The sequence below is a fragment of the Saprospiraceae bacterium genome (genome assembly GCA_016714025.1).
GTDB lineage: Bacteria > Bacteroidota > Bacteroidia > Chitinophagales > Saprospiraceae > Vicinibacter.
The window spans coordinates 2,252,437-2,277,828 of sequence record JADJOB010000002.1; the positions used below are offsets into that span (position 1 = coordinate 2,252,437).

Consider the following 25,392-nt stretch of genomic DNA (forward strand, 5'->3'; position numbering starts at 1 on the left):
TTGTGTAAGGATTAATTTTCTTATGATACGATGTTTCAATTTCCTGTGAAGTGTATTTTAGTAATTACACTTGTAACATTCAAATGAACTCTAATTGCAATTCTCGGTCAATTTTGTCTGGATAATATGGAGGGCAAGTTGTTTTTGTTGTTCTCGATTGAGTTGGCTATTGTCAAGTAAAATAGCATCTTCAGTTTGGATTAATGGACTGTCTTTTCGAGTTGAGTCGATTTGATCTCGTTTTTTAAGATTTGATTTAATTTGTTCAAGGCTTTGTTGAATTCCACGTTGCTTTAATTCTGAATAGCGGCGTTGGGCTCTGGTATCTATTTCGGCAGTAACAAAAAGTTTTACATCTGCATTCGGAAATACGACACTGCCTATATCGCGTCCATCCATAATAATGGATTTTCCGCTTGCAATTTTTCTTTGCAAGTCAACCATTGCTTTTCTGATGTTGGATACTGCAGATACCTCACTTACAAGGTCAGAAACACTGGGTTGCCTGATTTCTTCGGTTACATCTTTATTATTTAACAAGAGTTGGGGTTTTGAACCCGGAATAAAATCAATTTGAATTTCGTGTATTGGAATGTCTTCTATAGCAAGATCAGGATTGATTTTTTTTTGCTCCAAATAATACAAGGTGATGGCTCTGTACATGGCGCCTGAATCTATATAAACGATGTTTAATTCAGTAGCTAAATCCTTTGCCAGGGTACTTTTACCACAAGCAGAAAATCCATCTACAGCTATTATCATATGCATTGACTAAAGTAAAAAAAAATCCTGTCTTGTGAACAGGATTTTAATTTTAATATTCTTCTTCATTAAAGAGGAAATCATCTTTCCGGGGATAATCCGGCCAGATATCTTCCATGCTTTCATAGATTTCTTCATCGTCTTCCAGTTCCTGAAGATTTTCTAACACTTCAATTGGAGCACCTGAACGTATGGCAAAATCTATCAGCTCATCCCGTGATGCCGGCCATGGTGCTTCTTCCAAATGATGAGCTAATTCTAACGTCCAATACATAGCTTGATTTTTATTAGGTAATTGATTTTATTGTAATTCTTAAATGACATGAAAAGTTCCGTTGAATCAAAATTTATAGAATCAGCATGCTGTCACCATAACTGTAGAAACGATATTTTTCTTTTATTGCCATTTCGTAGGCTTCGTTTAACAATTCATGACCGGTAAATGCAGAAACCATAATTAATAAACTTGATTTTGGTAAATGAAAATTCGTAATCAACCTATTTGCTATTCTAAAATCATAGGGAGGATAGATAAACAAATTAGTCCAACCTTCCGCTGGTTTTAGGTATTTAGAAGCTGAAACAGAAGATTCTAAAGCGCGCATGGTGGTGGTGCCTACAGAAAATATGTTTTTACCTAAATCTTTGGTCTCATTTACCAATTTAGCAGTTGACTCATCAATGCGAAAATACTCAGCTTCCATTTTATGCTTCGACAAATCTTCAACATCGATGGTCCGAAACGTACCTAATCCAACATGCAAGGTAACTTCACCAAAATTTACACCTTTAATTTCAAGCATCTTATACAGTTCGCGACTCATGTGGAGTCCTGCTGTTGGAGCTGCAACCGCGCCGACTTCTTTCGCATAAATTGTTTGATAGCGTTCTTCGTCAGCAGATTCAAGATTTCGGGTAATGTATTTTGGCAGCGGAGTTTGTCCAAGAACTTTTAAAGCATTTTGAAATGCCTGACTGTCACCATCAAATAAAAATCGGATGGTCCTTCCTCTGGAAGTTGTGTTATCTACAACTTCGGCAACAAGGACTTCCTTTCCGTTTTTATCATAGAAGTATAACTTGTTACCAACCCTGATTTTACGAGCTGGATCAACCAGAACATCCCATAAACGAACTTCCTTATTCAATTCTCTTAAAAGGAACACTTCGATTTTTGCACCCGTTTTTTCTTTTCGCCCGTACATACGTGCTGGAAACACTTTGGTGTTATTTATAATCATAGCATCTTTATCCTGGACATAGTCTAAAAGATCCTTAAAAGTCTTGTGTTCAATTTTACCGGTATCCCGATGAATTACCATCATCCTGGAATCTGAACGCTCTTCAACTGGATATTGAGCAATTAGATTTTTAGGGAGGTTAAATGTGAACTGCGATAATTTTGTACGCATCTGTGTTTTTTAATTTCCGGCAAAAATAGGGTATCAGACATAGTAAAATCAAGTCTTTTGTCAAATAATCAATGAATTTTAAAGAGGAATGTTGTTTGATGGTAGTTCTTTTTTGAGATTTAGTCGAAATTAGGGTTTAAATACTGCCTTTGATGCTAATTTTGAAGCAAAAGAAAGGGAATTGATTTTTTTAAGAATCGTATTAGACAGCTTTAATCAGGCCATTCAACAGCTCACTAGCAATAAGTTGCGTAGTTTTTTGACTTTATTAGGGATAACCATAGGCATATTTTGTGTAATTGCAGTCCTTTCTTCCGTTGATTCCCTCGAAGAGAATATCGTTCAAAGTTTTGAAAAATTTGGGAATGATGTAATTTATGTGGATAAATGGCCTTGGGAAGAAGACCCAGGGCAGAATTTTTACAAGTATATGGCAAGACCGGTAGCAGATATCAATGACTTGCACAACATTCAAAATAAATCCAAACTTTCTCAAGCAGCTTCATTGGCAGTGTTTTTACCAGGAAGGACAACAAAATTTATGGATGTTGTCGTTGAGGGTGCTTACATGGCTGGAATTACAGAGGACTATGATAAAATCATCAAACTTGAATTTGAAGATGGAAACTATTTTTCGGCACGAGATTTTCAAATTGGTGGAAATCAAACAATACTAGGGAATAAATTGGCTTTGTCCTTGTTTCCAAAAGGGAATGGAGTAGGAAAGGAAATTAATATTGGAGGGCAGAAATTTCAAGTGGTTGGAATTCTAAAGCAAGAAGGTAAATCAATTATATCTATAATGCCCAATGACGAGGCAGTCTTTATACCCTTTAATACCGCCAGAAAGCTGGTATCTATAAATTCCAGTTCAAATTGGGGAACTTTATTAAGTGTTAAAGCAAAAAAGGGGGTTGACCTTGATGAACTAAAATATGAAGTCTCCAGTATTATAAGACCCGGGAGAGGTTTGAAGCCACGGGAGAAAGATAATTTTTCAATTAACAGAATTACCATGTTGACAAATCTTGTTGACAAGGTCTTTGGTGTAATCAATTTTGCAGGATTTATTATCGGATTGTTTTCTATGCTGGTTGGAGCATTTGGTGTGGCCAATATCATGTTTGTCTCGGTAAAAGAACGAACCAATTTAATAGGCATCAAAATGGCAATTGGTGCAAAACGCTATTTTATTTTATTGGAATATTTGATTGAAGCAATTATTCTTTGCATCATCGGTGGACTTGTAGGATTGTTTATTGTTTGGGCTGCCTTATTTATCCTTTCTAAATTACTTGAATTCCCAATTTACATGTCATTTCAAAATATTGCACTTGGAATTAGTTTGTCGATACTCATTGGCATTGTAGCTGGAATTATACCAGCAATCATTGCATCCAGGATGGATCCTGTTGAAGCAATTCGAAAATAATTGGGAAGTTTATTATGATAATTACGAAGGAATAATTGCCAGGTGGTTTCATCTGATGTACATGCAATTAGTTAATGGCACTTATACAACAGATTCGATGCAGCATATTAAAATACATCTTATATAAATTAGATGAATTAATCTATATATGATTGATTATAGAGTCAATTAGGTCGAACAAATGTTCGATACCAAAAACAAGCAATAAAAGTGGAACTTATTTTTTTACGTTCTCAACCAAAGTCTGAAATGCAGCAGCATTATTTAATGCTAAATCCGCAAGTACTTTTCGATTGAGATCAATATTCTTTGTAGCCAGTAAATGGATAAACTTTGAATAACTTAAACCGAGGGGTCTAACGCCAGCATTGATACGAGCAATCCAAAGTCTTCTGAATGCTCTTTTCTTTTCCCGGCGATGTTTGAACGCATATTTCATTGCGCGTTCTACCGCATTTTTAGCAACGGTATAAACTTTTGAACGACCGCCAAAATAGCCGCGGGCGGCTTTCATGATTTTCTTCCTTCTTCTTCTGGAGGCTACTGCATTGACTGAACGAGGCATATTTTTTGTTTTTTCAAGGGATCAATTGATATTGATACTTAACCTTGCTTGTTATTAATTATATTAAAATATTCCTAATAATTGTTTCATACGTTTTTCTTCACTTTTATGCACAATCACAGAATTTACCAAATGTCTTTTGGCCTTCTTGGTTTTGTGTCTCATAAAATGCGAAGTTTTAGCCTGGTAACGCTTTACTTTTCCTTTACCGGTCAATTTCATTCTTTTTTTTGCTCCTGAATGCGTTTTTACCTTAGGCATATCTAAATTTTAGGTATTTAATTTTGGATGGCAAAAATATGAATTTTAATCGTATTTAAATGAAAAATCGACGCACAAAAGCTAAAATTCTGTGTTTTTTGTTAAAATTCTTTAAACCTTACCGGATAGGACTCGTTTAATTTGATTTTTTCTTTGGAGATATGATCACGTGCATCCGTTTACCTTCAAGGCGAGGGAGTTCTTCCGCAACTCCATAAGATTCTAACTCTTTTATAAAGCGCAATAAGACCAATTCTCCACGATCTTTAAAAACAATGGCCCGACCCCTAAATTGTACATAGGCTTTGACTTTTGCCCCTTCTTCCAGAAATTTAATGGCGTGCTTGGTTTTAAATTCATAATCGTGGTCATCAGTATGAGGACCGAATCGAATTTCTTTTACTACCGTTTTGGCCGTTTTTGCTTTAAGTTCCTTTTCTTTTTTCCTCTTTAGGTAGAGGAATTTTTGGAAATCGATGATCTTGCAAACCGGTGGATCAGCCTTTGCGGTGATTTCTACCAAATCCATTCCAAGATCAAATGCCCATTTAAGTGCTTGATCTGTATAATATACGCCGGCTTCTATGGGTTTTCCAGCTACCGTACTGATTTCTTCAAAATTTTCGCCAACGAGTCTTATTTGACTATTTCGGATGGCATCGTTAATGCGGAATTGTTCTTTTAGTTCGTCGAATTTATTGACAGGACCTCTTCTAAGATTCAAATGACTGGGTTTAGTTAAAGTAACAAAGATATAAAATCATATATAATAATTAAATCATTAAGATTTCTTCAACGAACTGGTTTTAGTGGCCAGTTGAATGTAGATCAAATCCTTTTCCTTATCTAATAAGGCTTTTAGTTTAGATCCTTGCTCTGGATTTTCACTTAATAAAAATTCAGCCAGCGCATCTTCTAAATATTTCTGAACTGCCCGGTGTAATGGACGAGCACCAAATTGGGGATCAAATCCTTTCTCTGCAAGGAATTCAATGGCCTCATCTGAAAGCGTTAAGTGATATCCTAATTGCTCTATTCGATTCAGTAATTTCTTTAGTACGATGTGAATGATTTGATGCATTTCAGATTTTTCAAGACTATTGAAAATTAATACATCATCAATTCTATTTAAAAATTCAGGAGAAAAGGTCTTCTTCAATGCATTTTTAATGACTGATTTCGTATTCTCATCTTGATTTTCCTGGCGTGTTTTTGTTGCAAAACCAACTCCTTGGCCAAAGTCTTTTAATTGGCGAGCCCCAATATTGGAGGTCATAATGAGTATGGTGTTTTTAAAATCAATTTTACGGCCAATGCCATCAGTCAAAAGACCTTCATCTAATACCTGCAGCAAAATATTGTAAACATCCGGGTGCGCTTTTTCAATCTCATCTAAAAGAATAACAGAATAAGGTTTTCTTCTGATTTTCTCTGTCAGTTGCCCGCCTTCTTCATAGCCCACATAACCAGGAGGCGCTCCAATCAATCGGCTAACGGTAAATTTCTCCATGTATTCACTCATGTCGAGCCTGACCAATGCATCTTCGGAATCAAATAAAAATCTAGCAATTGCTTTAGCCAATTCAGTTTTTCCAACTCCAGTAGGCCCCAGGAAAATAAATGATCCAATTGGTTTCTTAGGATCCTTTAATCCAACTCGATTTCGTTGAATTGCTTTACTGATTTTAGTAATGGCTTCATCCTGACCAACAATGGCTTGTTTAATTTCATCCGCCATGTTCACAAGTTTTTTGCTCTCAGACAAAGCAACTTTCTTAACCGGAATTCCGGTCATCATAGCAACAACCTCTGCAATGTCTTCTTCAGTAACAGGGTAGCGTTTTGCTTTTGCATCCGCTTCCCATTCCAGTTTTGATTGGTCAAGTTTTTTAAGTAAACGCGATTCCAAGTCCCTTAAATCGGCCGCTTTTTCGTATTGCTGACTTTTTACAGCAGTATTTTTTTGTTCTTTGATTTGATCAATTTGGGTTTCGATGTCTTCAATATGCTTTGGAACATGAATGTTTTTCAAATGCACTCTGGCTCCAACTTCGTCAATTACATCAATTGCTTTATCTGGCAAGAAACGATCTGTAATATACCGGTCACTTAATTTCACACAACTTATGATGGCCTCATCTGTATAGCTTACAGAATGGTAGTCCTCATATTTGGATTTGATATTATTAAGAATTTGAATGGTTTCTTCTGCTGTTGGTGGATCAATCATCACTTTTTGAAATCTGCGATCCAAAGCGCCATCTTTTTCAATATGCTGACGGTATTCGTCTAAAGTGGAAGCTCCAATGCATTGCAATTCACCTCGTGCAAGCGCAGGTTTAAAGATATTGGATGCGTCCAAAGAACCTGTTGCGCCTCCAGCTCCAATGATGGTATGAATTTCATCTATAAACAGAATAACATCGCGTGATTTTTCCAATTCTGTCATGATGGCTTTGATGCGCTCTTCAAATTGCCCACGGTATTTGGTGCCGGCAACCAGGGCTGCTAAATCCAACATCACGATGCGTTTATTAAAAAGTGTTCTTGATACCCGTTTTTGAATAATTCGCAACGCCAGACCTTCTACAATGGCGGTTTTACCTACTCCCGGTTCGCCAATTAATATCGGATTGTTTTTTTTGCGTCGACTCAGAATTTGAGAAACACGTTCAATTTCGGTTTCCCGGCCCACAATTGGATCTAATTTTCCTTCTTCAGCCAGTCTTGACACATCGCGTCCGTAATTATCCAGTACCGGTGTCATGGATTTATTGCTGGACTTTCTAGAATAACTGGTTTGACTGGGTTCGTCTTCATAAGGATCTGATTCTGAAGGCCCACTGTGTGGTAAATCTTCAAAACTGGGATCTTCTAGTTTTTGCTCTGCAAGATATTCGAGCTCAGACCTGTAACTTTCGTAATCTACATTAAACTGGTCCAGGATTTGCGAAGCAAGATTTTCATGGTGTTTTAATAAAGACAAGACCAAGTGTTCCGGATAAATTTCTTCTTCCCGGTTGACTTTTGCTTCTAAGTAGGTGAATTTCAGGACTTTTTCTGCATGTTTATTGAGTGGAAGGTTACCTACCTGAAAGGTCGTTTCATTTCCTTTTTTTACAGGGATCGCTTCTTCAATGCGATTTCTCAAATCCTTTAGATCAACTTTTAAAGATTTCAAGACCTGAACGGCAAGCGTATCTTTTTCTTGAATCAGACCTAATAGAATGTGTTCGGTGCCAATATAATCATGACCCAGTCGGAGCGATTCTTCCCGGCTATTGGCCAAGACTTTTTTGACGTTTTGGGAAAACTTTTTATTCATTTAATGATCGAATTATATAGGAATGACAATTTTAAAGCTGTTTTGCTTAATATTTTTGTTCAAATTAATAAATAATTAACCCCATTGCTTGTGTTCTGTTCTTTTTATTGCTTTTGATTCTGGTTTGCTCGGCTGCAATTTTATTACTTTTGCATTCCAAAGGTAATAAATTCGAACATTTTTTGTTCATATATTTATTTTTCTGCATGGATAAAACTATATATTTTAATATTTTATAATAAAATACCTAGAAATTAATGAAATACCAAGTTGATAAGCAAGATAGATATGCAATTTTTAGTCTTGAGGAGAAGAATTTAAATTCTTTAATTGCCCCCCAATTGAAGTCTGAATTTGTTTTCTTGCGAAATGAGGGTGTTCGGAATTTGATTTTTGACATGGGAGATGTAGACTATGTAGATTCGTCTGGATTGAGCTCGATCTTAACTGCCAACAGAATATGGAAAGACTACGGTTCTTTTGTTATGACCAATGTTAAAAGTGACAGCATTCACAAGTTGATCGAAATTTCAAAATTAGATGGCATTTTAACCATTATACCAACGGTTGAGGAGTCGGTTGAATATGTCTTTATGGAGGATTTAGAACGAGATCTCACCGAAGAAGAATGAATACAGGCACTTTTGAAGTGCAAATATTAGGTTGCAGCGCCGCATTACCAGCCTATAATCGCTTTCCTTCATCCCACATTGTCAGGATACACGACCATTCTTATATGGTTGATTGTGGAGAGGGGACCCAATTTCAACTTAACAAATATGGGATTAAGCGCTCCCGAATTAAGAACATCTTTATAACCCATTTACACGGCGACCATGTATTTGGGCTACCCGGCTTGATAACGAGCTATAATTTAATCAACCGTCAGGATGATCTGCACATTTATGGTCCTGTAGGCATTAAAAAAATGATCGAGGATTACCTGGCATTTGCCTCGGGTTTGCCCCGATATCCACTTGAATTTCATGAGATTGCCAATTTTGAAGGAGATTGGTTTTTTGAAGACCAGCATGTTCGCGTAAGGAGCTTACCTTTAAAGCATAAGATCACTTGCTGTGGGTATTTATTTGAAGAAAAAAGGGTCCGGCGAATTTTAAATTTGGATGCTCTGGAAAAACTTAATATTCCGAAAAAGGTTTGGAATCAAATAGAATCTGGACACGATATCACATTGGAGGATGGCCGAGTCTATACAAATGAAACACTTACCAACAGTCCTCATAACAAAAGACGTTATGCATATTGTTCCGACACCATTTACCATGAAGGTCTGATTCCGTATTTAACTGGAGTGGATTTATTATATCACGAAACCACTTACCTGGACGAATTGCAAGACAAAGCAATTGAAAATGGCCACAGCACCACAAAACAAGCAGCTCGAATTGCTTATAAATCAGGCGTAGGTACCCTGCTTACTGGTCATTATTCATCCCGATATGATAATTTGGATAAAATTCTGGAAGAGTGTCAAACCATTTTTCCTAATACGATTTTAGGGGAAGAAGGTATGGTTGTTCGTGTCAATTCCAAATGAATTGCCCGGTAAATTAGCTGAATGAATAGCTTTTTATATTCTCTTTGGATTTATACAAGAAATTTATAATTTGTAATCCTGAATTCCCAATTAAATACTACTTTTGCAGCTCGATTTTCGGATCGTGGTACGATCTGTTAGCTCAGTCGGTAGAGCAACGGCCTTTTAAGCCGTGGGTCTTGGGTTCGAGTCCCAAACAGATCACATTAAAACCCTTGTAAGTCTATGCTTTTCAAGGGTTTTTTCTTTTTCGTCCATTCCCATACCTTTTTATTTACGAAAACCTTTCAAAATTTCTTTTGGGTAGCGCTGTGTTTAAAACAGACTAAAGAGCTTATTTGATTAATTGAGTCAAATTGTGAAATAAGATAGTTAACTTGTGGGTAAACTGTTCTTAAATTTATTGACCATGGATGCACTAAATTATGAAAAAATCAAGCTGCGACTTGCTTTTTATTTTGTGTCGATTTTTTTAGTAACAAGCAATCTTTCAGCAATAGGGCCGTGCGATGCCATAAAATTCACTTTGGAAAAATATCAGCCTTGTTGTTACCGCCTCCATGTCGATAATTCATTAATTGAATGCTACAATCAACTTCGGTTAACAATTGATCAGGGGACCTATACCAGTTTCAAGGCAAATACCGCTTCTGGCTGGACGATTAGCCAAATTACTGCTTCCGAAATTCTAATGACTCATAATACTGGACAAATACCTTTTGGGAATAGTATACCTGGCACATTTTGTTTGGAGCCTGGCTTTGATCCCTTGTTGTCTATCACTTGGGATAATACCTGTGACTTGCTGGGTTGCTTTTTTGAAATCCCAATTAACGGGTGCACTATAGTCGCAGATGCCTGCATCACTGGTGTAAAATATCGAGAATGTGATCAAGCAGCTTATTCAAATCAAACCCTTTTACCAAATTTTATTATTAACCTCTTTGATGACAGAGGACTCTTTATCGCTTCTGCTGTAACAGATTCCACTGGAGAATATTCATTTTGTGATTTAGCTCCGGGAAATTATGTTGTAAGGGAAGTAAGTCAAGCTGGATGGACTCCAAATCAACCTTCATCTGGTCAACATGCAGTTACATTATTGCAATCAGAAATTGTAACCCGAAATTTTGGAAATTGTCCTGTATGTTCTTGTGATTCAATTTTTGTGGATCTTGTTGAAGATGGTGGCGAACCAGATTCTTGTTCTTATACGCTAGTCATCCAAAATACAGGAGGCTATTGTTTTCAAAATATTAATTTTCGAAGTACATCAGTTAAGGGTTCCAAATCTAACACGGACGATAGAATATTGGCACCAGGTTGGACAATAAATAAAATTGATTCTCAAAACCTGGTACTTATTCCACCTGGAGGTTATATCCCTAGCGGAATTTCTTATCCTTTAAAACTTTATATTGGTAGTGGAGAAGTTTTTATAAAAGCAACAACTTATTATTCTATTGGTGGCAATCAGCAAGAATGTAGCAAAGATTTTTCATTGATATGCCCAAGAATAAAACCAACATCTTGTTGCCCCGACAGAACCATTCAAGGTGTTAATTTAGTAAGTAATGGCAATTTTGAAGCACCAGGGACTGGACCCGTTGGATTTACAGATTGTTTTCCTTGGTTTATTCCCGGAAGTGCTACTTCAGTTGGAAGTTATTCTGTGCTTCAAAGCAATCAAGTATTTGCTGCAAATACACAATGGGCATGCACAGAGCATACAACAAGTGCAGTGACAGGCAAAATGTTAATTGTAGATGGCCAAAATTCAACTTGCAATTTTGTATGGCAAGAAATGGTGACTGTAATACCTGGATTGCAATATGAATTTTGTGCATTTGTGAATAATCTGGTTATCCCAACTAAAAACTATGATGACCCCATCATTGAACTTTGGATAAATAATGTACAAGTTCAAACCATTACATTAGCTGAATCGCCTGATCAATGGCAATCACTAAATGCTTTATGGTCGTCTGGAACAAGTACAACCGCAGTTTTGCAAATAAGACTTGGATCGCCAAATATAGTGGGAAATGATTTTGCTGTTGATGATATCAGTTTCAGCTCCTGTGTTAAAGATACCTGTGTATGCGGGCCCTTTGATTTACAGTATAGTATTGGGCGTGGACCACTTTTGCCATATGATTGTGGAGATACATTATACGTACCATCGTCAACAGCCATTGTGCCCATCCACTTTTTATCTTTATTTTCTTGTTTGGGATCAGATTGTCCACAAGCCACCGTCGATTTAATTCTTACCGGGCCACCCGGATTTATTCCAATAACAATTTCAGGTGTACCAGCTAATCCGGATTTCATTATTCCATTTACCAATGCTACTTTTTCAATTGCAGGACTTTATTCACTCACAATTAATGGACACTGTGGTACCAATATTTGTCCATGTACCATTTATTTCAAAGCTGATGGACATGATTGTTGTTCTAATCAATTTGATTTTGAATTGGGAATTGCGAATGCTGTTACCATAACTTCGGATTCTTTTAAATGCAAAGCAACGTTCAATATCGGTAACTTAGCTAAATGCGATACTATTGGACCCATATTTTGGGGAGATGGTACTTCATCAACAGGACCTTTTGTTGCAGGTGCTATGCCGATGCATACCTATATAGGTAATGGAACTTATAACATTAGTTGGACAGCAACAGAATATGATTATTCTGTAATGCCGCCCAGAAAATGTTTTGAAAAAGTTTTCAGGGATTCGATTAAACTAGTATGTGATACATGTAAATGCAAATCATTTTCCTCCGTATTTTTTTATAATCCATTTTGGTCGGGATTTAATGTGATTACCAATTGTAATGATACATCGATGGTACAATTGCCTTGTAATAATGCCGGACCGACTACAATTGGTGTTCATGGTACTTTGAACTGCAATGCAATCAATTGTTTTAGTGATTCTATTCATTGGCAAATAACAGAATTAGCTTCTGGCATACCTATAGCTTCCAGCATTGCTTCACATTATTTTCATATTCCAAATGATAAAGTGGAGTTTGAATTACAACTAAGTTCAAGCTTGTTTCATGCGGGTGTAATATATAGTTTGCAATTATTTGGACAATGTGGATCAGATCCATGTTATTGTAAAATTAACTTCTCGATTGTTCCATGCCTTTGTTCTTGCGAATTATTGGAAGAAGATGTAAATCAAGGTTTTTATGTAAGTGGAAATCATTTAAGCTGCAATCGAACTTTTAAACCAATAGCCCTTTGCTCCGACGACAAGGTTGCCTGGGAAATTACTCCAGCAATTTCACCAGTTCCAGGAAATTCTCTAGGTCACAATAGTCAGGTGATTCAGTTTGCAAATTCTGGAATTTATAAGGTATGCATGAATGTCACGCGAATAAATCCCAATACCATGGATACGTGCAGGTATGAGTATTGCAGGAAAGTAACAGTCAATTGTTTACCCAACCCATCCTTGAGTATTTGTGATTCCAATGCGGTTAAAAATGGTGATTTTAGTGAAGGGCTTGTCAAAGGACTGTTGAGCAAAAGTAAATTAGCAAAAAGCCGGGGTAAAATAGCTAATTGGGAATTATTTCCAAATGATGGAGATGGATTGGTTTTTGTGTCTGATAGTACGGGGGCCTCAGATGATGGGAGCATAATACTTGTGGGTAGTAAAAATAATTTCGCAGGAATCTGGCAACAAGTCGATTTAGGAGTTGATAGTTTTGTCAACATTGGTTTTGATTATTTTGATTACCGAAGAAGTAGATTGTTAAATCACCTTTTAGCTAGGGAAATTGTTTTTCGTTTACAAAATGATTCTACCCTAAATTCAAGTAGTTCTATAGAATTATTTAGAAAAGCTATGAAAGATAAGCGAGATGAAAAGGAAAGGAGTTATCAGCGATTTGATACTACATTAAAATTTCAATATAATCCTGAATTTAAGTACCTGGTCATTTGCCTCCAAGATCAAAATGATTCGGTAAGCTCTGTAATCGGACTTGACAATATTGAGTTGTGCACTTCTGAAGTTCCACTTAATACCTATTCAGAACAATTCGGGAAATTGCGAATTTATCCAAACCCCAGCACTGGAAATTTTATTATTGAAATGCAACTAGCAGCCAAATCCGGATCGAAATTCCGAATTATGGATTTAAATGGAAGAATGATAATTGAAAAACAGACTGTCATTGGCAATCAAATTCAGAATATCGATGCAAGCAGTTTGGCTTCTGGATTTTATTTTTTACAGTTTATTTCTGAAGGCAAAATAATAGCTGTTGAAAAATTGATGAAGCAGTAGCATTGGATTGAAATCATTAAAACCCGGACTCTAACTTTTATAAAAGCGTAATTCCCTTCAATGTCAATCCCGATTTTGTATTGAATGGTATATCAAATTATTTTCTGAGCAGCAATACGATGTTTTAGTTTTAACTTAATCCTGTTGGTAAGAATTGATTGAAATTGTCGCGTTTAACTAATTTTTTACTCCAAGAAAACTATAATTTTTGCCATATTCCATCATTTGTTTATAAAATGATGTTGGATATTCAAGCTTTACATCTATTAGTTTATCGGCTTCATAAACTGGAACTAACTTAGGTTGTATAAATCCCCGGTATGGTTTTATTTGCAAAGTTTTAAAACGAATCAATATTTCTTTATGCAACTGTTTGTCAACCTGAACGCCATAGGTTTCAACTAAATCTTTTGCGGCATTGTAATCGCCTTCGCTTTTTATTCGCTGTATTTCAACAAGAAGTCTGCCAAATAGGAGTCTCAATTGATTATAGTCCCGAATTCTTACGAATGTTTTTCCTTTGTATTTATCAAAAACAATTACTGAATCCTTCATGCCCATTTTGTAAGCCCACATGGAAATTAATTGACGGTTACGCATGTGCGCTTCTTCAATATTGTCTCCTTCCTTGATTCTGGTTAATTGGGTCATCAAACCATTTAAAATGTAATTGTCGTATTCTGCTTTTGCCACTTCAAGGTTAGGCATAACGCCAATGTCAACCAATTTATTGGACATGATAAAATACAGTGCTACCAGATCTGCACGGGCTTCTTCCAGGCAACTGGAATAATTTTTTAAGGTCTTGTCTGTAGTCTGGACCCCTGGATTGATTTGTCCACTGGCATGTCCAATGCATTCATGCATATCTGTATGTAAGTCACTGGCAAGTGCGCCGTATTTTTTAATTCGCATTTTTATCTCATCATTAGCTGCAAATTCATCCAAGGTTCCTTTTCTTGCATTCATCACATTGTAGCTATAAATGATGTTGCTTAATGAAACGGATTTACTTCCATAATCTTTACGAATCCAATCTGAATTTGGTAAATTGATTCCAATAGAACTTGCAGGTGCAGCATCACCACTTTGCACCACTGCATTAATAGCTTTGGCGGTTATTCCTATTACTTCTTGTTTTTTATGTTTAGGGTCAATCGGACTGTGATCTTCAAACCATTGTGCCTGATTGGCAATGGCTTTAATTCGTTTTGTAGCCTCTTCATCCCGTATGCTGACAACACTCTCAAACGATGCTTTTTTACCAATAGCATCCAGATAATCTTCTATAAATCCGTTTACGACATCGATTTTACTTATTGTGTCGCGAACCCATTCTATGCAATACAAATCAAAGTCTTTTAAATCACCAGATTTATAATACCTTATGAGTAATTCTAATGTCTTTTTTTGTTGTTCATTTTCAGCCACAAGGCTCGCTTTTTCAAGCCAATGGATGATTTTGGAAATGGATGCTCCATACATGCCACTTGCTTTCCAGGTTTTTTCAACAAGTTTTCCATTTTCTTTAATTAATTTGCTATTTAATCCCCAACTTGGTGCTTTACCAGAAGACGGCATCTTTTCATAAAATGCCTCGACTTCCTTTTGAGTTACGTTTTCATAAAAATTATTTGAAGAGGCTTTGATGTTGTCAATGCCACTGGTTAAATCCACACATTTTGGATTTAAACTTAAGTCATAAAGTAATGGCTTAACTCTATTTTTAAATTTTTCGAAGGACTCGTTGGGTTCGAGGGGGAATCCACTTTGATTCGATTTATCCATGAGTTTTGAAAAGTAGTTCCAATCGCATTCAGGAATAAATTTTTCGTTGCCGTAATGATGATGGTTGCCATTGCTAAACCAAAAGCGACCACAGTATTCTTCAAATTTTAGCCAATCTGAATTGGTTTTGTCATCCGGATAAGTGTCGTAAATATTTTCGAGTGTTTTGCGAAGTAAGATCCCATTTTTATCTTTTTGGTCATATATAATATCGCGTCCGGACAATGCAGCTTCATATAAATAATAACAAAGTTCTTTTTCTTTAAGACTTAAACTTGACCATTCAGGAACCTGATAGCGAAGAACCTGGATGTCTGCAAATGATTCAGCGGATACTTCAAAAGTATCCAAATTAGTTGCACTTGAGTCTGAAGTTTGACTGGCTGCTTCCATCTGATTTTTCTCTGGTGCATTTTTACAAGCAACAAACGATAAGATGGCAACCAAAAGGATTAAATGTATTGGCTTCATAAAAAAGGAATCTTGTAAAGCAAAGATAAATTCTTTTGGACTTAAATGATTTTTTCTTTCACTGCAATCGGCTATTATTATTTAATTTGCAGAAAATATTTCAAGGATATGGTAAATCCTAATAAGTTGTTGTGGTCAGTGTCAGATGAGGAAAATGCATCAAGTAACCTGCAACTGTATTACAACTGGTTATTTAAAGTGCATCATTTGCAATTTACGAATTACAGTCAGTTGTATACCTGGTCTGTGAATCATCCAGCAGCATTTTGGGAAAGTTTATTAACATACTTCAAAATCGAATATTCAGGTAGTTACTCGCAAATTCTGTCAGAGGATGCAATGCCTGAAACAAAATGGTTTGATGGAATTAATTTAAATTATGCGGAACATATTTTTAGAAATAAAAATTTTCAAAATCCTGCTTTAATTGCGCATGATGAAATCAGACCTACTTACGAGATGAGTTGGTCCACATTAGGTGAGCAAACTGCAAGTTTGCAAGGGATTTTCAAGTCTTATGGAATGCAAATTGGGGATCGCATCTGCGCTTATGCAGGCAATGTGCCAGAAACCTCTGTGGCGATGTTAGCCTGCGTTGCATCAGGATATGTTTGGAGTTCATGTTCACCGGATTTTGGCGTTAATTCTGTTTTGGATCGATTTGCTCAAATTGAACCATCTGTGCTTGTTGCGGTGGATGGGTACACATACAATGGCAAATACTTTGATCGGCGTGATGAAGTGGCTCAATTGGTTAGTCAAATAAAAAGTATCAAATTAATTATTTGGATTCCTTGTGGGAATTATTCAAATGCGCCAATTGCAAGTTGTGATAATATCTATTGGAATGAATTAATTTTTGATCAAGACAGGGAACCACAATTTGAAAGGGTCCCATTTAATCATCCGATTTGGATTTTGTATTCTTCAGGAACAACCGGTTTACCCAAAGCCATTGTGCATTGTCAGGGTGGGATGCTGTTAGAGCATTTAAAATATATTACATTTCACAATGATGTAAAAAAAGGGGAGCGTTTTTTCTGGTACACTACAACCGGATGGATGATGTGGAATTTTGTCCATGCTTCTTTGTTAGTCGGTGCAACGGCCGTGTTATATGAAGGGAGTCCTGTTTATCCGGAAATTTCTTCTTTATGGAAGCATTCCAAGGAAATTCAGATCAATCATTTTGGAACCAGTGCTCCTTTCATAATAAACTGCATGAAAAATGATTTGAATATTCTTAGGGATTATCCCCAGGCACATTTGCGAAGTATAGGATCAACGGGATCTCCACTTCCACCAGAAGCATTTGAATATGTTTATAAAAATATTAAATCGGATGTTTGGTTGTGTTCTATGAGTGGGGGTACTGATGTTTGTACTGCATTTATGGGAAGCTGCATTGAGCGTCCAGTTTATTCAGGTGAATTGCAGTGCAGAGCATTAGGTGCTGCGATAGAGTCGTGGAATGATCTCGGTCAACCCGTATTCCGGGAAATGGGCGAATTGGTATTAACTAAGCCAATGCCATGCATGCCTGTGGCATTTTGGAATGATCCGGATAAAGCTAAATATAAAGCCAGCTATTTTGATTATTTTCCTGGAGTATGGCGGCATGGTGATTGGATTGAAATCACAATTCACGATGGAGTTATAATTTATGGTCGTTCAGATGCAACGCTTAACCGGCAGGGAGTTCGAATCGGAACTGCAGAAATTTATAATGTATTAAATAATATTAAAGAAATTTCAGATAGCTTAATCGTAAATCTCGAATTGGAAGGAGGAAATCACTTGATGCCTTTATTTATTTCATTAAATTCAGGGTATGAAATTTCTGATAGATTGATCAAGGAAATCAGGACTGAATTAAAAGACAAATGCAGTCCAAGGCATTTACCAGATAAAATTATCCAGGTTCCCGAAATACCTTATACTATTAGTGGTAAAAAAATGGAAAGTCCCGTAAAAAAAGTCTTGTTAAATTATGAATTAAGTAAAGCATACAATTCAGGAGCGATGCGAAATCCAGAAGCCATGTTATTTTTTATTAATAACAGAGATGCTATCTTAAAAACAAATAAATAAATATTTTTTTTTATTCCTTGATAAATTTAGAAGTACTTATTCGACCTTCTTTGTCAGCAATTTGAAATAAATAAATCGCAGGATTTATTTGCTCAATATTCCAATCTATACGATTAATACCCTCTGATACAGCATAGTCCTTTTGCATAACTATTTTTCCTTGAATATCCCGAATTGATAATACTGCATCAAAAGATTTAAGGCTATTTAATTCAATAAACAGTTTATGATTAACCGGGTTTGGAGAAATTTTAAAATCAACCGTTTCGTCCAAGCTTACAACAGCAGTAGGTACGTTAATATTAATCAACAATGCCGTATCAATGACCCTAAGGAAATTGCTGTTTTGGTTTAATAAATTGGCCCAGGCTTCGTTATTGTAACGATAATTAAAATTGACATTTACTGTTGTAAAGCCATCTTTGGCAGTCCCTTCATAACCAACATTTACTTCAATTTTCTTTCCCGCAACACTGGATACATCAATCGGGTCTGTGACAAAACACACCACATTTTGGCTGCCAGTGCTTTCAAAATATAAATCATTATTAGAAGAACGGAGTCTAACATTTTCTACCATTTTACCTTCTGAAACCCCAACGCTGCCATTGCTGGTATTAAGGATCGGTTTACAGGTGGTACAGCCTGAACAATAGGTCTGGTTGGTATTGTTTGCACATCCATCAACCCAGGTAGCATTTTTAAAGGATACGCCGGAAGCCAAACCCAAGGTGTAAAATGGGCTGGTTCTGGATTGAGTTAATTTTCCGATGCGGATAAAATCCAATCTCAAACCACCTTTATTTCTTTGATCCTGACCACTTCCATCTGTTGCAGGTACAACAGCACTGGTTTTGCCACAAAATTTGATCTGCATCGTTTGAGCATTTCCAGAGATAAAACTTAACATAAAAAGACACAATCCTAAGATTCTCATATATTTATACATAATTTGAAGTAAAGATACTTAATTTTTACAATTTGAAATAATATTGCTTTGCCCAATAATTAGGAAGTACTTAAATTTTATTCAAAATATAAATACGTTTAAAATCCCAATAAGGTTAGTGTTCTAAAAATAAATATTGAAAATGGAATGGTCCAAATTTAATATGGTTTTTTCAAATTCCCAAATCTGTTAAAGATTTTTCGATAATATAACTGCATTCATCAATTTGTTCTGTGGTGATACAGAGTGGGGGAGCCAATCGAATAATATTACCGTGAGTTGGTTTTGCCAATAATCCATTGGTAGCCATTTGTAAACAGATGTTCCAGGCTAAATCAGATTCCTCCGGGCTTTTAATTACAATCGCATTCAATAATCCCTTTCCTCGAATTGTTTCTATAATGGGGTGTTTCTTTTGAATTAGTCTGAGCTGTTCACGTAATTGCTGCCCTCTGTCTTCAGCATTTTTAATTAAATGCTCATCCTTAATAACTTCCAGTGCTGCGATGGCAACTGCGCAGGCCAATGGATTTCCGCCAAAAGTTGAACCATGCTCTCCTGGTTTTATACACAGCATGATGTCGTCGGATGTTAAAACTGCAGAAACGGGCAGTGTGCCACCAGACAATGCTTTCCCTAAAATTAAGATATCGGGTTTAATATCCAGATGGTCACATGCCAGCATTCTTCCGGTACGTGCAATGCCGGTTTGAACTTCATCAGCAATAAATAAAATAGAATGTGCACAACACAATTCAAATACTTGCTTTAAGTAGTTGTCATCCGGTACAATTACTCCCGCTTCCCCTTGAATCGGTTCGATTATCAAACCCGCTATATTTGATGTGGTGGAAATACATTTTTTTAAAGCATCAAGATCATTGTAGGGTAACTTAATAATTCCAGGTAAAAAAGGACCAAAATTGGTAAAGCTTGATGGGTCAGTAGATGCAGAAACAGCGGTCATGGTACGGCCGTGAAAATTGCCTTCAAAAACAAGGATATTAGCCATGTTTTCAGGGATGCCTTTCTTTGAATAGGCCCATTTTCTGCAAAGTTTCACTGCGGTTTCGACAGCTTCCACCCCGGTGTTCATTGGGAGTACTTTGTCGTATCCAAAAAGTTTACACATATATTTTTCATAAAGCCCCAACTGATCATTGTAAAAAGCTCTTGACGTCAGTGTAAGTTTTTGTGCTTGAATGATGAGTGCATTTATAATTGCAGGATGACAATGACCTTGGTTTACAGCAGAATAGGCAGATAAGAAATCAAAATACTGCTTTCCTTCAACATCCCACACATAAACACCTTCTCCACGTTCAAGTACTACCGGTAAAGGGTGATAGTTATGGGCACCATATTGATCTTCAAGTGCAATAAATTTCTCTGGTGAAACCTTTTCCCGGGTTATTTGCATAATGACTAAATTTAAAATGCAAATTTAGCCAGATATGAGCATCCGGTCAGTTAATTTAACTGAATAATTCCTTTAAATTCAAATAAATGTTCAGCGTCTGTCGAATGATGCTTTGGATGCCAAGATTGTAGATCGTATAATCTGCATAAGGACTTCGCTGTTCATCATTTAATTGGGCTTTCATGCGTTTTTGAATTTCTTCCAGAGTCAATTGATCTCTTTTTTTCAAACGATCAATTCGAAGTTGTTCATTTGAAACAACTAATATTATTTTATCTACTGCCTGGTGATTTAATACTTCAATTAATAAAGCAGATTCTTTTATGATAAAAGGAGCATGTTGATTGGTACTCCAACTCGCAAAGTCTAAACCAACAGCAGGGTGAATAAGATCGTTTATCCATTGAGTTTCTTCAGGGTTATTGAAAACATTTTTAGCTATAAAAGCTCGATTTAAGTTGTGTTTAGAATCATATGCTAAAGGACCAAAGTGATTTTTAATTTGTTGGATAATTTCAAGATTGTTTTCCATAATCCAACGTGCTCGAAGGTCTGAATTATATATAGGTACATCAAGCATTTCGAAAATTTTGGCTACTGTTGTTTTGCCACTTCCAATACCTCCGGTTAATCCTATTACCTTCATAGAATGAGTTCATTGTTAATTAAGATGCAATCCTTGATTTGATAGTTATTTTCATCTGGATTGATACGTTTCTTTTCAAGTCGTGAGTTGATTTTGGCGAACCAGATAGATTCATCTTTAATTGGTAATTCAAATTCTATAAATGAGGGATCACCAAATTTAAATGAACAAACGCGTACTTCAAGTTCTTTTAATATGCTTAGGATGGATTGTATTTTTTCAAAAGGACCTGAATAATTAAATTTATTCAGTATTAGGATTTCTGTTTTTTCAGCTTGATTTAAACAATTCCAACATGATTCTTTATATGCTTTAATAAGTCCGGGGACTCCCAATAAAGTGCCACCAAAATAACGCACAACCACTACCAGGCATTGAGTAAGTTGAAATGATTCAATCTGATTTAAGATCGGTTTGCCTGCAGATCCAGCTGGTTCTCCATCATCAAATGACTTAGAATGAAATTCCTTAACTCCAATTTTCCATGCATAGCACCAATGGCGGGCTTTTGGATGTAAATTCTTGATTTCTTCAATTTTTAATTCGATTTGTTGTTTGTCCCGCACCTGAAAGGAATAGGCAATGAATTTACTTCCTTTTGAAGTTAGTTCATAGGAATTAGGTATTTTAATGGTTAAATAAGAGTTGATTTTCAGTTTCTTTGGATTCTAAAATAATGAAATCAAAAGTATAGAAATTGTTGATAAAAGAATGGCGATTATCAATTTACTTGTAAGAGAGTCTTTAAACAAGTAATAACCGCTCAGAGCAGAAGCTATGATAACAGAACAATTTAGAACAGGAAAGAATGCAACTCCGCTCCATTCCATTTGAAGCGCATTGAGCATAAAATAAATTGAAAAAAAATTAGGCAATCCTAAGGCAATTCCAAATGAGATTTCTTGTTTGCTTATTTTAGTTGGTTGGTTTGAAATACGAAATGCAGCGAATCCAAATAACGCAGCCGATAAAAATAAATAGCCCGGAAACAGGGTATGAAAATCTGGATTTAAGAATGTGGCTTTACTGAGTAAGAGGAATCCAATTTCAATAGCAGATGATATAATTAGTGTGGCAATCAGGGTTTTAAAATGAAATGGGTTACTTGCAGATTCAGTATTCGTTCCGTAGGCCAAAACGATTGCCAAAATTCCACTCGTCCAACCAAGGAGTTGAATTGAATTTATTGGATCACCTAGAAATAAAGCAGCGACAACGGTTATTACAATTGACATTTTTTGAAACAATACGGCAATTGGCAACCCAGATGACCTGATTGCACTTGCAAATGCATTAAATCCTAGAATAAACAGCAGGCCGAATCCTAATATCCATGGAATCCATTCAATAGAAAATTGATGGAGCATTTTGTTTCCATTCCAGATTAAACCTATAATAAAGCAGGTGATATAATTGATAAGTATGATCACAGAAGTACGGACATTAAATGCAGAAGAAAGCCTGAAAAGGATGCCGAGTAATGCCGTGCAAAAAATACAAAGTATGGTAAAAACCATGGCTAACGACAAAGTTATTAACAAATTATTGAAAAGTCTTTGCAAACATTTGGCATCACTTTGGTTTTTTAAAAATAGTTTTGTTGAGCATTTGTTTTAAATTTAGGATATACGGGAACTCACTAAAAGGTTCTTTTACCAGTTTACAAGCTTAGGATTTGTCTATTTATGTGTAAATGAGACGTTTAATAACAGTTAAACTTTGGTCAAAAGACTTCTTTGAGGTTTTAATCATTTAAAAGCAATACCAGAATGACACTTTTCAGTTTATTTATTTATGTAGGAATTGCAGCTATGCTGTTAACTTTTTTAATTGCAAGGGCTTATAAAAAGTCTATAAGCATTCCTGACAGCTTTTTGCAAAATTTTGCAGGTTGCCTTTTTATATTTTCTGGCTTTGTAAAGGCAGTGGATCCTTTGGGAACCGCTTATAAGATGGAGCAATATTTTACTGCTTTTGAAGATACCTGTAAAGGATCTTTCCTTAAATTTTTAGCGCCTGTTTTTCCATGGTTTTCACAGCATGCGATCAGTTTTTCGGTATTTATGATAGTTCTGGAAATTGTTTTAGGCATTATGCTTATCATAGGTTATCAGAAACGTCTTGGTTCCTGGCTGTTCTTTGCCATCATGGTGTTTTTCACTGTTTTAACGGGATTTACTTATTTGACGGGCTATGTTCCAACAGATGCTAACTTTTTTGAATTTTCAAAATGGACAGAATACAATAAAAACCAAATGCGCGTAACAGATTGTGGCTGTTTTGGTGATTTTATTAAACTGGAACCGAAAATATCATTTTTTAAAGACCTCATTTTAATGATTCCAGCGCTTTGGTTTATTTTTAGATGGAAGCATTGTCATGAAATCTTCAGCCCGGTAATCAGAACAGGGATTACTTTCGTAAGCACCCTGGCGTTGTGTTTATTTTGCTTTAGTAATTTTGTTTGGAATGAACCAATAATAGATTTTAGACCCTTTAAAAATGGCGTTAATATCAAAACAACGCTTGCAGCTGAGCAGAAAGCAATGGCAGATGTTGAAATACTCGCTTATAAAATCAGAAATAAAATTGATAAACATGAACTGGAAGTTCCGGCAAAGGACTTTTTAGATTCATTTAAAAATAATCCAAACTTTAAAGCAAGTTGGGAAACCTTGGATCAGATTAAGTCAGAGCCAAAAATCCCAAGAACTAAAATTTCTGATTTTGAAATTTTGTATTTAGATGGAAATCCTGCAACGGAATCATTCCTTGATGAAACAAAATATAATTTGGTTATTATAAGCCCAAAAGTTAAATACACCAGTGTCTCAATCAAAGAAGAACGGTTGGATTCAATATTCAGAATGGATACCATTTTGATTAAAATGAAGAAAAAGGATTCCATCAGAATAGAACGTGTTTTTGCCGGAACTGAAGCAAAGACGATTAAACGCAACAAATATGAGTGGAATGAAGACTATTTAAAAATTCTTAAAACCTCCATATTGCCATTGCTGGATAGTGTGAAAGACCTGGCGATGTCATCAGCCATATTCGGAGCATTGACTGAAGAAGGAATTGCTGATTTGAAACAGGCTGCCGGGATTGATTTTCCATGTTATGAAGCAGATGACCTCTTGTTAAAAACCATCATGAGGTCCAATCCGGGTTTATTGCTGATTCAAAATGGTCAGATTATCCAAAAATGGCATTATAAACAACTACCAGACCCAACAGAATTAAAGAATAAATATTTAAATGGACATGGTACTAAGATTTATTAAGTAAATGAGTGTTGAAATCAGTTAGAGGCGTGCTGCTTAATGAACTTGTTATCAGTTCAAATCTTAGATTTGGGTAGTGCTCTTTGCTTGCTGATAACAAATTACAGCTTTATTTAATTTCTTTAATTCATAAATCGGCTTACTTTTGTGGCAAATAAAAGCCGTAACACTACATGCTGAGTAGGAGGAATGTTCGCGTCAAAGTGATGCAACAACTGTATAGTCTGGCCCAGGATCGAGATCTCAACTTCAGGGATGCTGTAAATGCATATTATTCTACAATACAGGATTCTTTTCGTCTGTATTTATTGAACTTATATTGTATTATTAAAGTTTGCTCTTTTGCCGCAGAAGATTCAAAAAATCGTATTGCCAAACATATTAAAACGGATGAGGATAAACTTTTTACAGATAAAATATTTTCTAACCCATTGATAACTAGCCTTGTAAACAATAAAGTATTGCAGGCAAAATTTAAGGAAGAAAAATGTGGAGAAGGTTTAGATGAAGATTTGTTTAGAAAAATTTATAAGGAATTTTGCAAGGAGGAGGCTTATCAAAAATACCTGAGCAGTGAATCTACTAATGAAGATCATGTTGAAATATTACTTGAGCTTTATCGGTTTTGCAGAAAAAATGAGGTTTTTAATGAAATCATGGACGACCGTTTTTGTGGTTGGACAGATGATAAGTCATTAGTTATTGGGGCTCTTAAAAAGACTTTGAAAATATTGCCTAAAACAGGTCCTATTTTTGAAGAACATATCCCGGACGATGATACGGTAGAAGTTTTTGGAAAATTCTTACTGGAAAATACGCACAAACAAGATCAGGAACTTGAGGCATTGATAAATCCGGTTTTAGAGAACTGGGATTCTGAACGCGTTGCTTTAATCGATATGATTCTTATAAAAATGGGTGTCGTAGAGATGACCAATTTTAAAACAATCCCGGCAAAAGTTACACTTAATGAATATGTGGAACTTTCAAAAACGTATAGTACAGACAAGTCTAAGGAGTTTGTAAATGGGGTGTTGGACAAATTATTGAAGCAATTGGATTCCGAAGGGAAGATTGTCAAGGAAGGCAGAGGTTTGAATTTATAATTCAACT

20 protein-coding genes and 1 tRNA gene are annotated in these 25,392 nt (G+C 35.8%); 8 read left to right on the top strand and 13 right to left on the bottom strand.

Annotated features, from left to right (window positions below; genetic code table 11):
• Positions 1–90: 90 nt before the first annotated feature.
• From IPJ80_12110 to queA, 3 genes are all read right to left on the bottom strand, one after another.
• Positions 91–768, bottom strand: a complete 678-nt coding sequence (locus IPJ80_12110; GenBank protein MBK7914224.1) for a (d)CMP kinase — start codon at positions 766–768, stop codon at positions 91–93.
• A 46-nt stretch (positions 769–814) separates the two neighbouring features.
• Entirely contained in the window at positions 815–1,036 is a 222-nt protein-coding gene (locus tag IPJ80_12115) for a DUF2795 domain-containing protein (protein MBK7914225.1), read from the bottom strand.
• A 73-nt stretch (positions 1,037–1,109) separates the two neighbouring features.
• Positions 1,110–2,174, bottom strand: a complete 1,065-nt coding sequence (queA, locus tag IPJ80_12120) for a tRNA preQ1(34) S-adenosylmethionine ribosyltransferase-isomerase QueA (protein MBK7914226.1) — start codon at positions 2,172–2,174, stop codon at positions 1,110–1,112.
• 181 nt (positions 2,175–2,355) lie between these two features.
• Between queA and IPJ80_12125 the strand changes: the two genes are divergently transcribed.
• The gene (locus tag IPJ80_12125; protein MBK7914227.1) at positions 2,356–3,606 is read left to right on the top strand and encodes an ABC transporter permease; all 1,251 of its coding nucleotides are present in this window, start codon (positions 2,356–2,358) and stop codon (positions 3,604–3,606) included.
• Positions 3,607–3,823: 217 nt separating this feature from the next.
• On the opposite strand, the gene rplT is transcribed toward IPJ80_12125, so the two are convergent.
• The 4 genes from rplT to IPJ80_12145 all read right to left on the bottom strand — a co-directional run bounded on the left by rplT (position 3,824) and on the right by IPJ80_12145 (position 7,757).
• A complete protein-coding gene (gene rplT / locus IPJ80_12130; protein MBK7914228.1) occupies positions 3,824–4,171 on the bottom strand; it encodes a 50S ribosomal protein L20 in 348 nt (115 codons plus the stop codon).
• Positions 4,172–4,234: 63 nt separating this feature from the next.
• Positions 4,235–4,432: a 50S ribosomal protein L35 gene (gene rpmI, locus IPJ80_12135; GenBank protein ID MBK7914229.1), complete on the bottom strand. Its 198-nt coding sequence runs from the start codon at positions 4,430–4,432 to the stop codon at positions 4,235–4,237.
• A 136-nt stretch (positions 4,433–4,568) separates the two neighbouring features.
• Positions 4,569–5,156, bottom strand: a complete 588-nt coding sequence (locus IPJ80_12140; protein MBK7914230.1) for a translation initiation factor IF-3 — start codon at positions 5,154–5,156, stop codon at positions 4,569–4,571.
• Positions 5,157–5,213: 57 nt separating this feature from the next.
• Positions 5,214–7,757: an ATP-dependent Clp protease ATP-binding subunit gene (locus IPJ80_12145; GenBank protein ID MBK7914231.1), complete on the bottom strand. Its 2,544-nt coding sequence runs from the start codon at positions 7,755–7,757 to the stop codon at positions 5,214–5,216.
• 257 nt (positions 7,758–8,014) lie between these two features.
• On the opposite strand from IPJ80_12145, the gene IPJ80_12150 reads away from it, so the two are divergent.
• From IPJ80_12150 to IPJ80_12165, 4 genes are all read left to right on the top strand, one after another.
• Positions 8,015–8,389, top strand: coding sequence for an STAS domain-containing protein (locus IPJ80_12150; protein ID MBK7914232.1), 375 nt, complete (start codon positions 8,015–8,017; stop codon positions 8,387–8,389).
• Positions 8,386–9,315: a ribonuclease Z gene (locus IPJ80_12155; protein MBK7914233.1), complete on the top strand. Its 930-nt coding sequence runs from the start codon at positions 8,386–8,388 to the stop codon at positions 9,313–9,315. Before IPJ80_12150 ends, IPJ80_12155 begins: the two co-directional genes overlap by 4 nt.
• A 131-nt stretch (positions 9,316–9,446) precedes the next feature.
• Positions 9,447–9,519 (top strand) — tRNA-Lys (locus IPJ80_12160).
• Positions 9,520–9,724: 205 nt separating this feature from the next.
• The gene (locus IPJ80_12165; protein ID MBK7914234.1) at positions 9,725–13,627 is read left to right on the top strand and encodes a T9SS type A sorting domain-containing protein; all 3,903 of its coding nucleotides are present in this window, start codon (positions 9,725–9,727) and stop codon (positions 13,625–13,627) included.
• 177 nt (positions 13,628–13,804) lie between these two features.
• Here IPJ80_12165 and IPJ80_12170 read toward each other — a convergent pair whose 3' ends face one another.
• Entirely contained in the window at positions 13,805–15,886 is a 2,082-nt protein-coding gene (locus IPJ80_12170; GenBank protein MBK7914235.1) for a dihydrofolate reductase, read from the bottom strand.
• 108 nt (positions 15,887–15,994) lie between these two features.
• On the opposite strand from IPJ80_12170, the gene IPJ80_12175 reads away from it, so the two are divergent.
• Positions 15,995–17,977, top strand: a complete 1,983-nt coding sequence (locus IPJ80_12175; protein ID MBK7914236.1) for an acetoacetate--CoA ligase — start codon at positions 15,995–15,997, stop codon at positions 17,975–17,977.
• Between the two features lie 10 nt (positions 17,978–17,987).
• On the opposite strand, the gene IPJ80_12180 is transcribed toward IPJ80_12175, so the two are convergent.
• From IPJ80_12180 to IPJ80_12200, 5 genes are all read right to left on the bottom strand, one after another.
• The gene (locus IPJ80_12180) at positions 17,988–18,914 is read right to left on the bottom strand and encodes a T9SS type A sorting domain-containing protein (protein ID MBK7914237.1); all 927 of its coding nucleotides are present in this window, start codon (positions 18,912–18,914) and stop codon (positions 17,988–17,990) included.
• 184 nt (positions 18,915–19,098) lie between these two features.
• Complete coding sequence (rocD, locus tag IPJ80_12185; GenBank protein MBK7914238.1) at positions 19,099–20,346, bottom strand: ornithine--oxo-acid transaminase; 1,248 nt, start codon at positions 20,344–20,346, stop codon at positions 19,099–19,101.
• A 55-nt stretch (positions 20,347–20,401) separates the two neighbouring features.
• Positions 20,402–20,992, bottom strand: coding sequence for a dephospho-CoA kinase (locus tag IPJ80_12190; GenBank protein MBK7914239.1), 591 nt, complete (start codon positions 20,990–20,992; stop codon positions 20,402–20,404).
• Positions 20,989–21,648, bottom strand: coding sequence for a YigZ family protein (locus tag IPJ80_12195; protein MBK7914240.1), 660 nt, complete (start codon positions 21,646–21,648; stop codon positions 20,989–20,991). Before IPJ80_12195 ends, IPJ80_12190 begins: the two co-directional genes overlap by 4 nt.
• 12 nt (positions 21,649–21,660) lie before the next feature.
• Positions 21,661–22,521, bottom strand: a complete 861-nt coding sequence (locus tag IPJ80_12200) for a hypothetical protein (GenBank protein ID MBK7914241.1) — start codon at positions 22,519–22,521, stop codon at positions 21,661–21,663.
• 240 nt (positions 22,522–22,761) lie between these two features.
• Here IPJ80_12200 and IPJ80_12205 point away from each other — a divergent pair, with 240 nt between their 5' ends.
• A complete protein-coding gene (locus tag IPJ80_12205; protein ID MBK7914242.1) occupies positions 22,762–24,279 on the top strand; it encodes a DoxX family protein in 1,518 nt (505 codons plus the stop codon).
• 206 nt (positions 24,280–24,485) lie between these two features.
• Entirely contained in the window at positions 24,486–25,385 is a 900-nt protein-coding gene (gene nusB, locus IPJ80_12210; protein ID MBK7914243.1) for a transcription antitermination factor NusB, read from the top strand.
• Positions 25,386–25,392 lie beyond the last annotated feature (7 nt).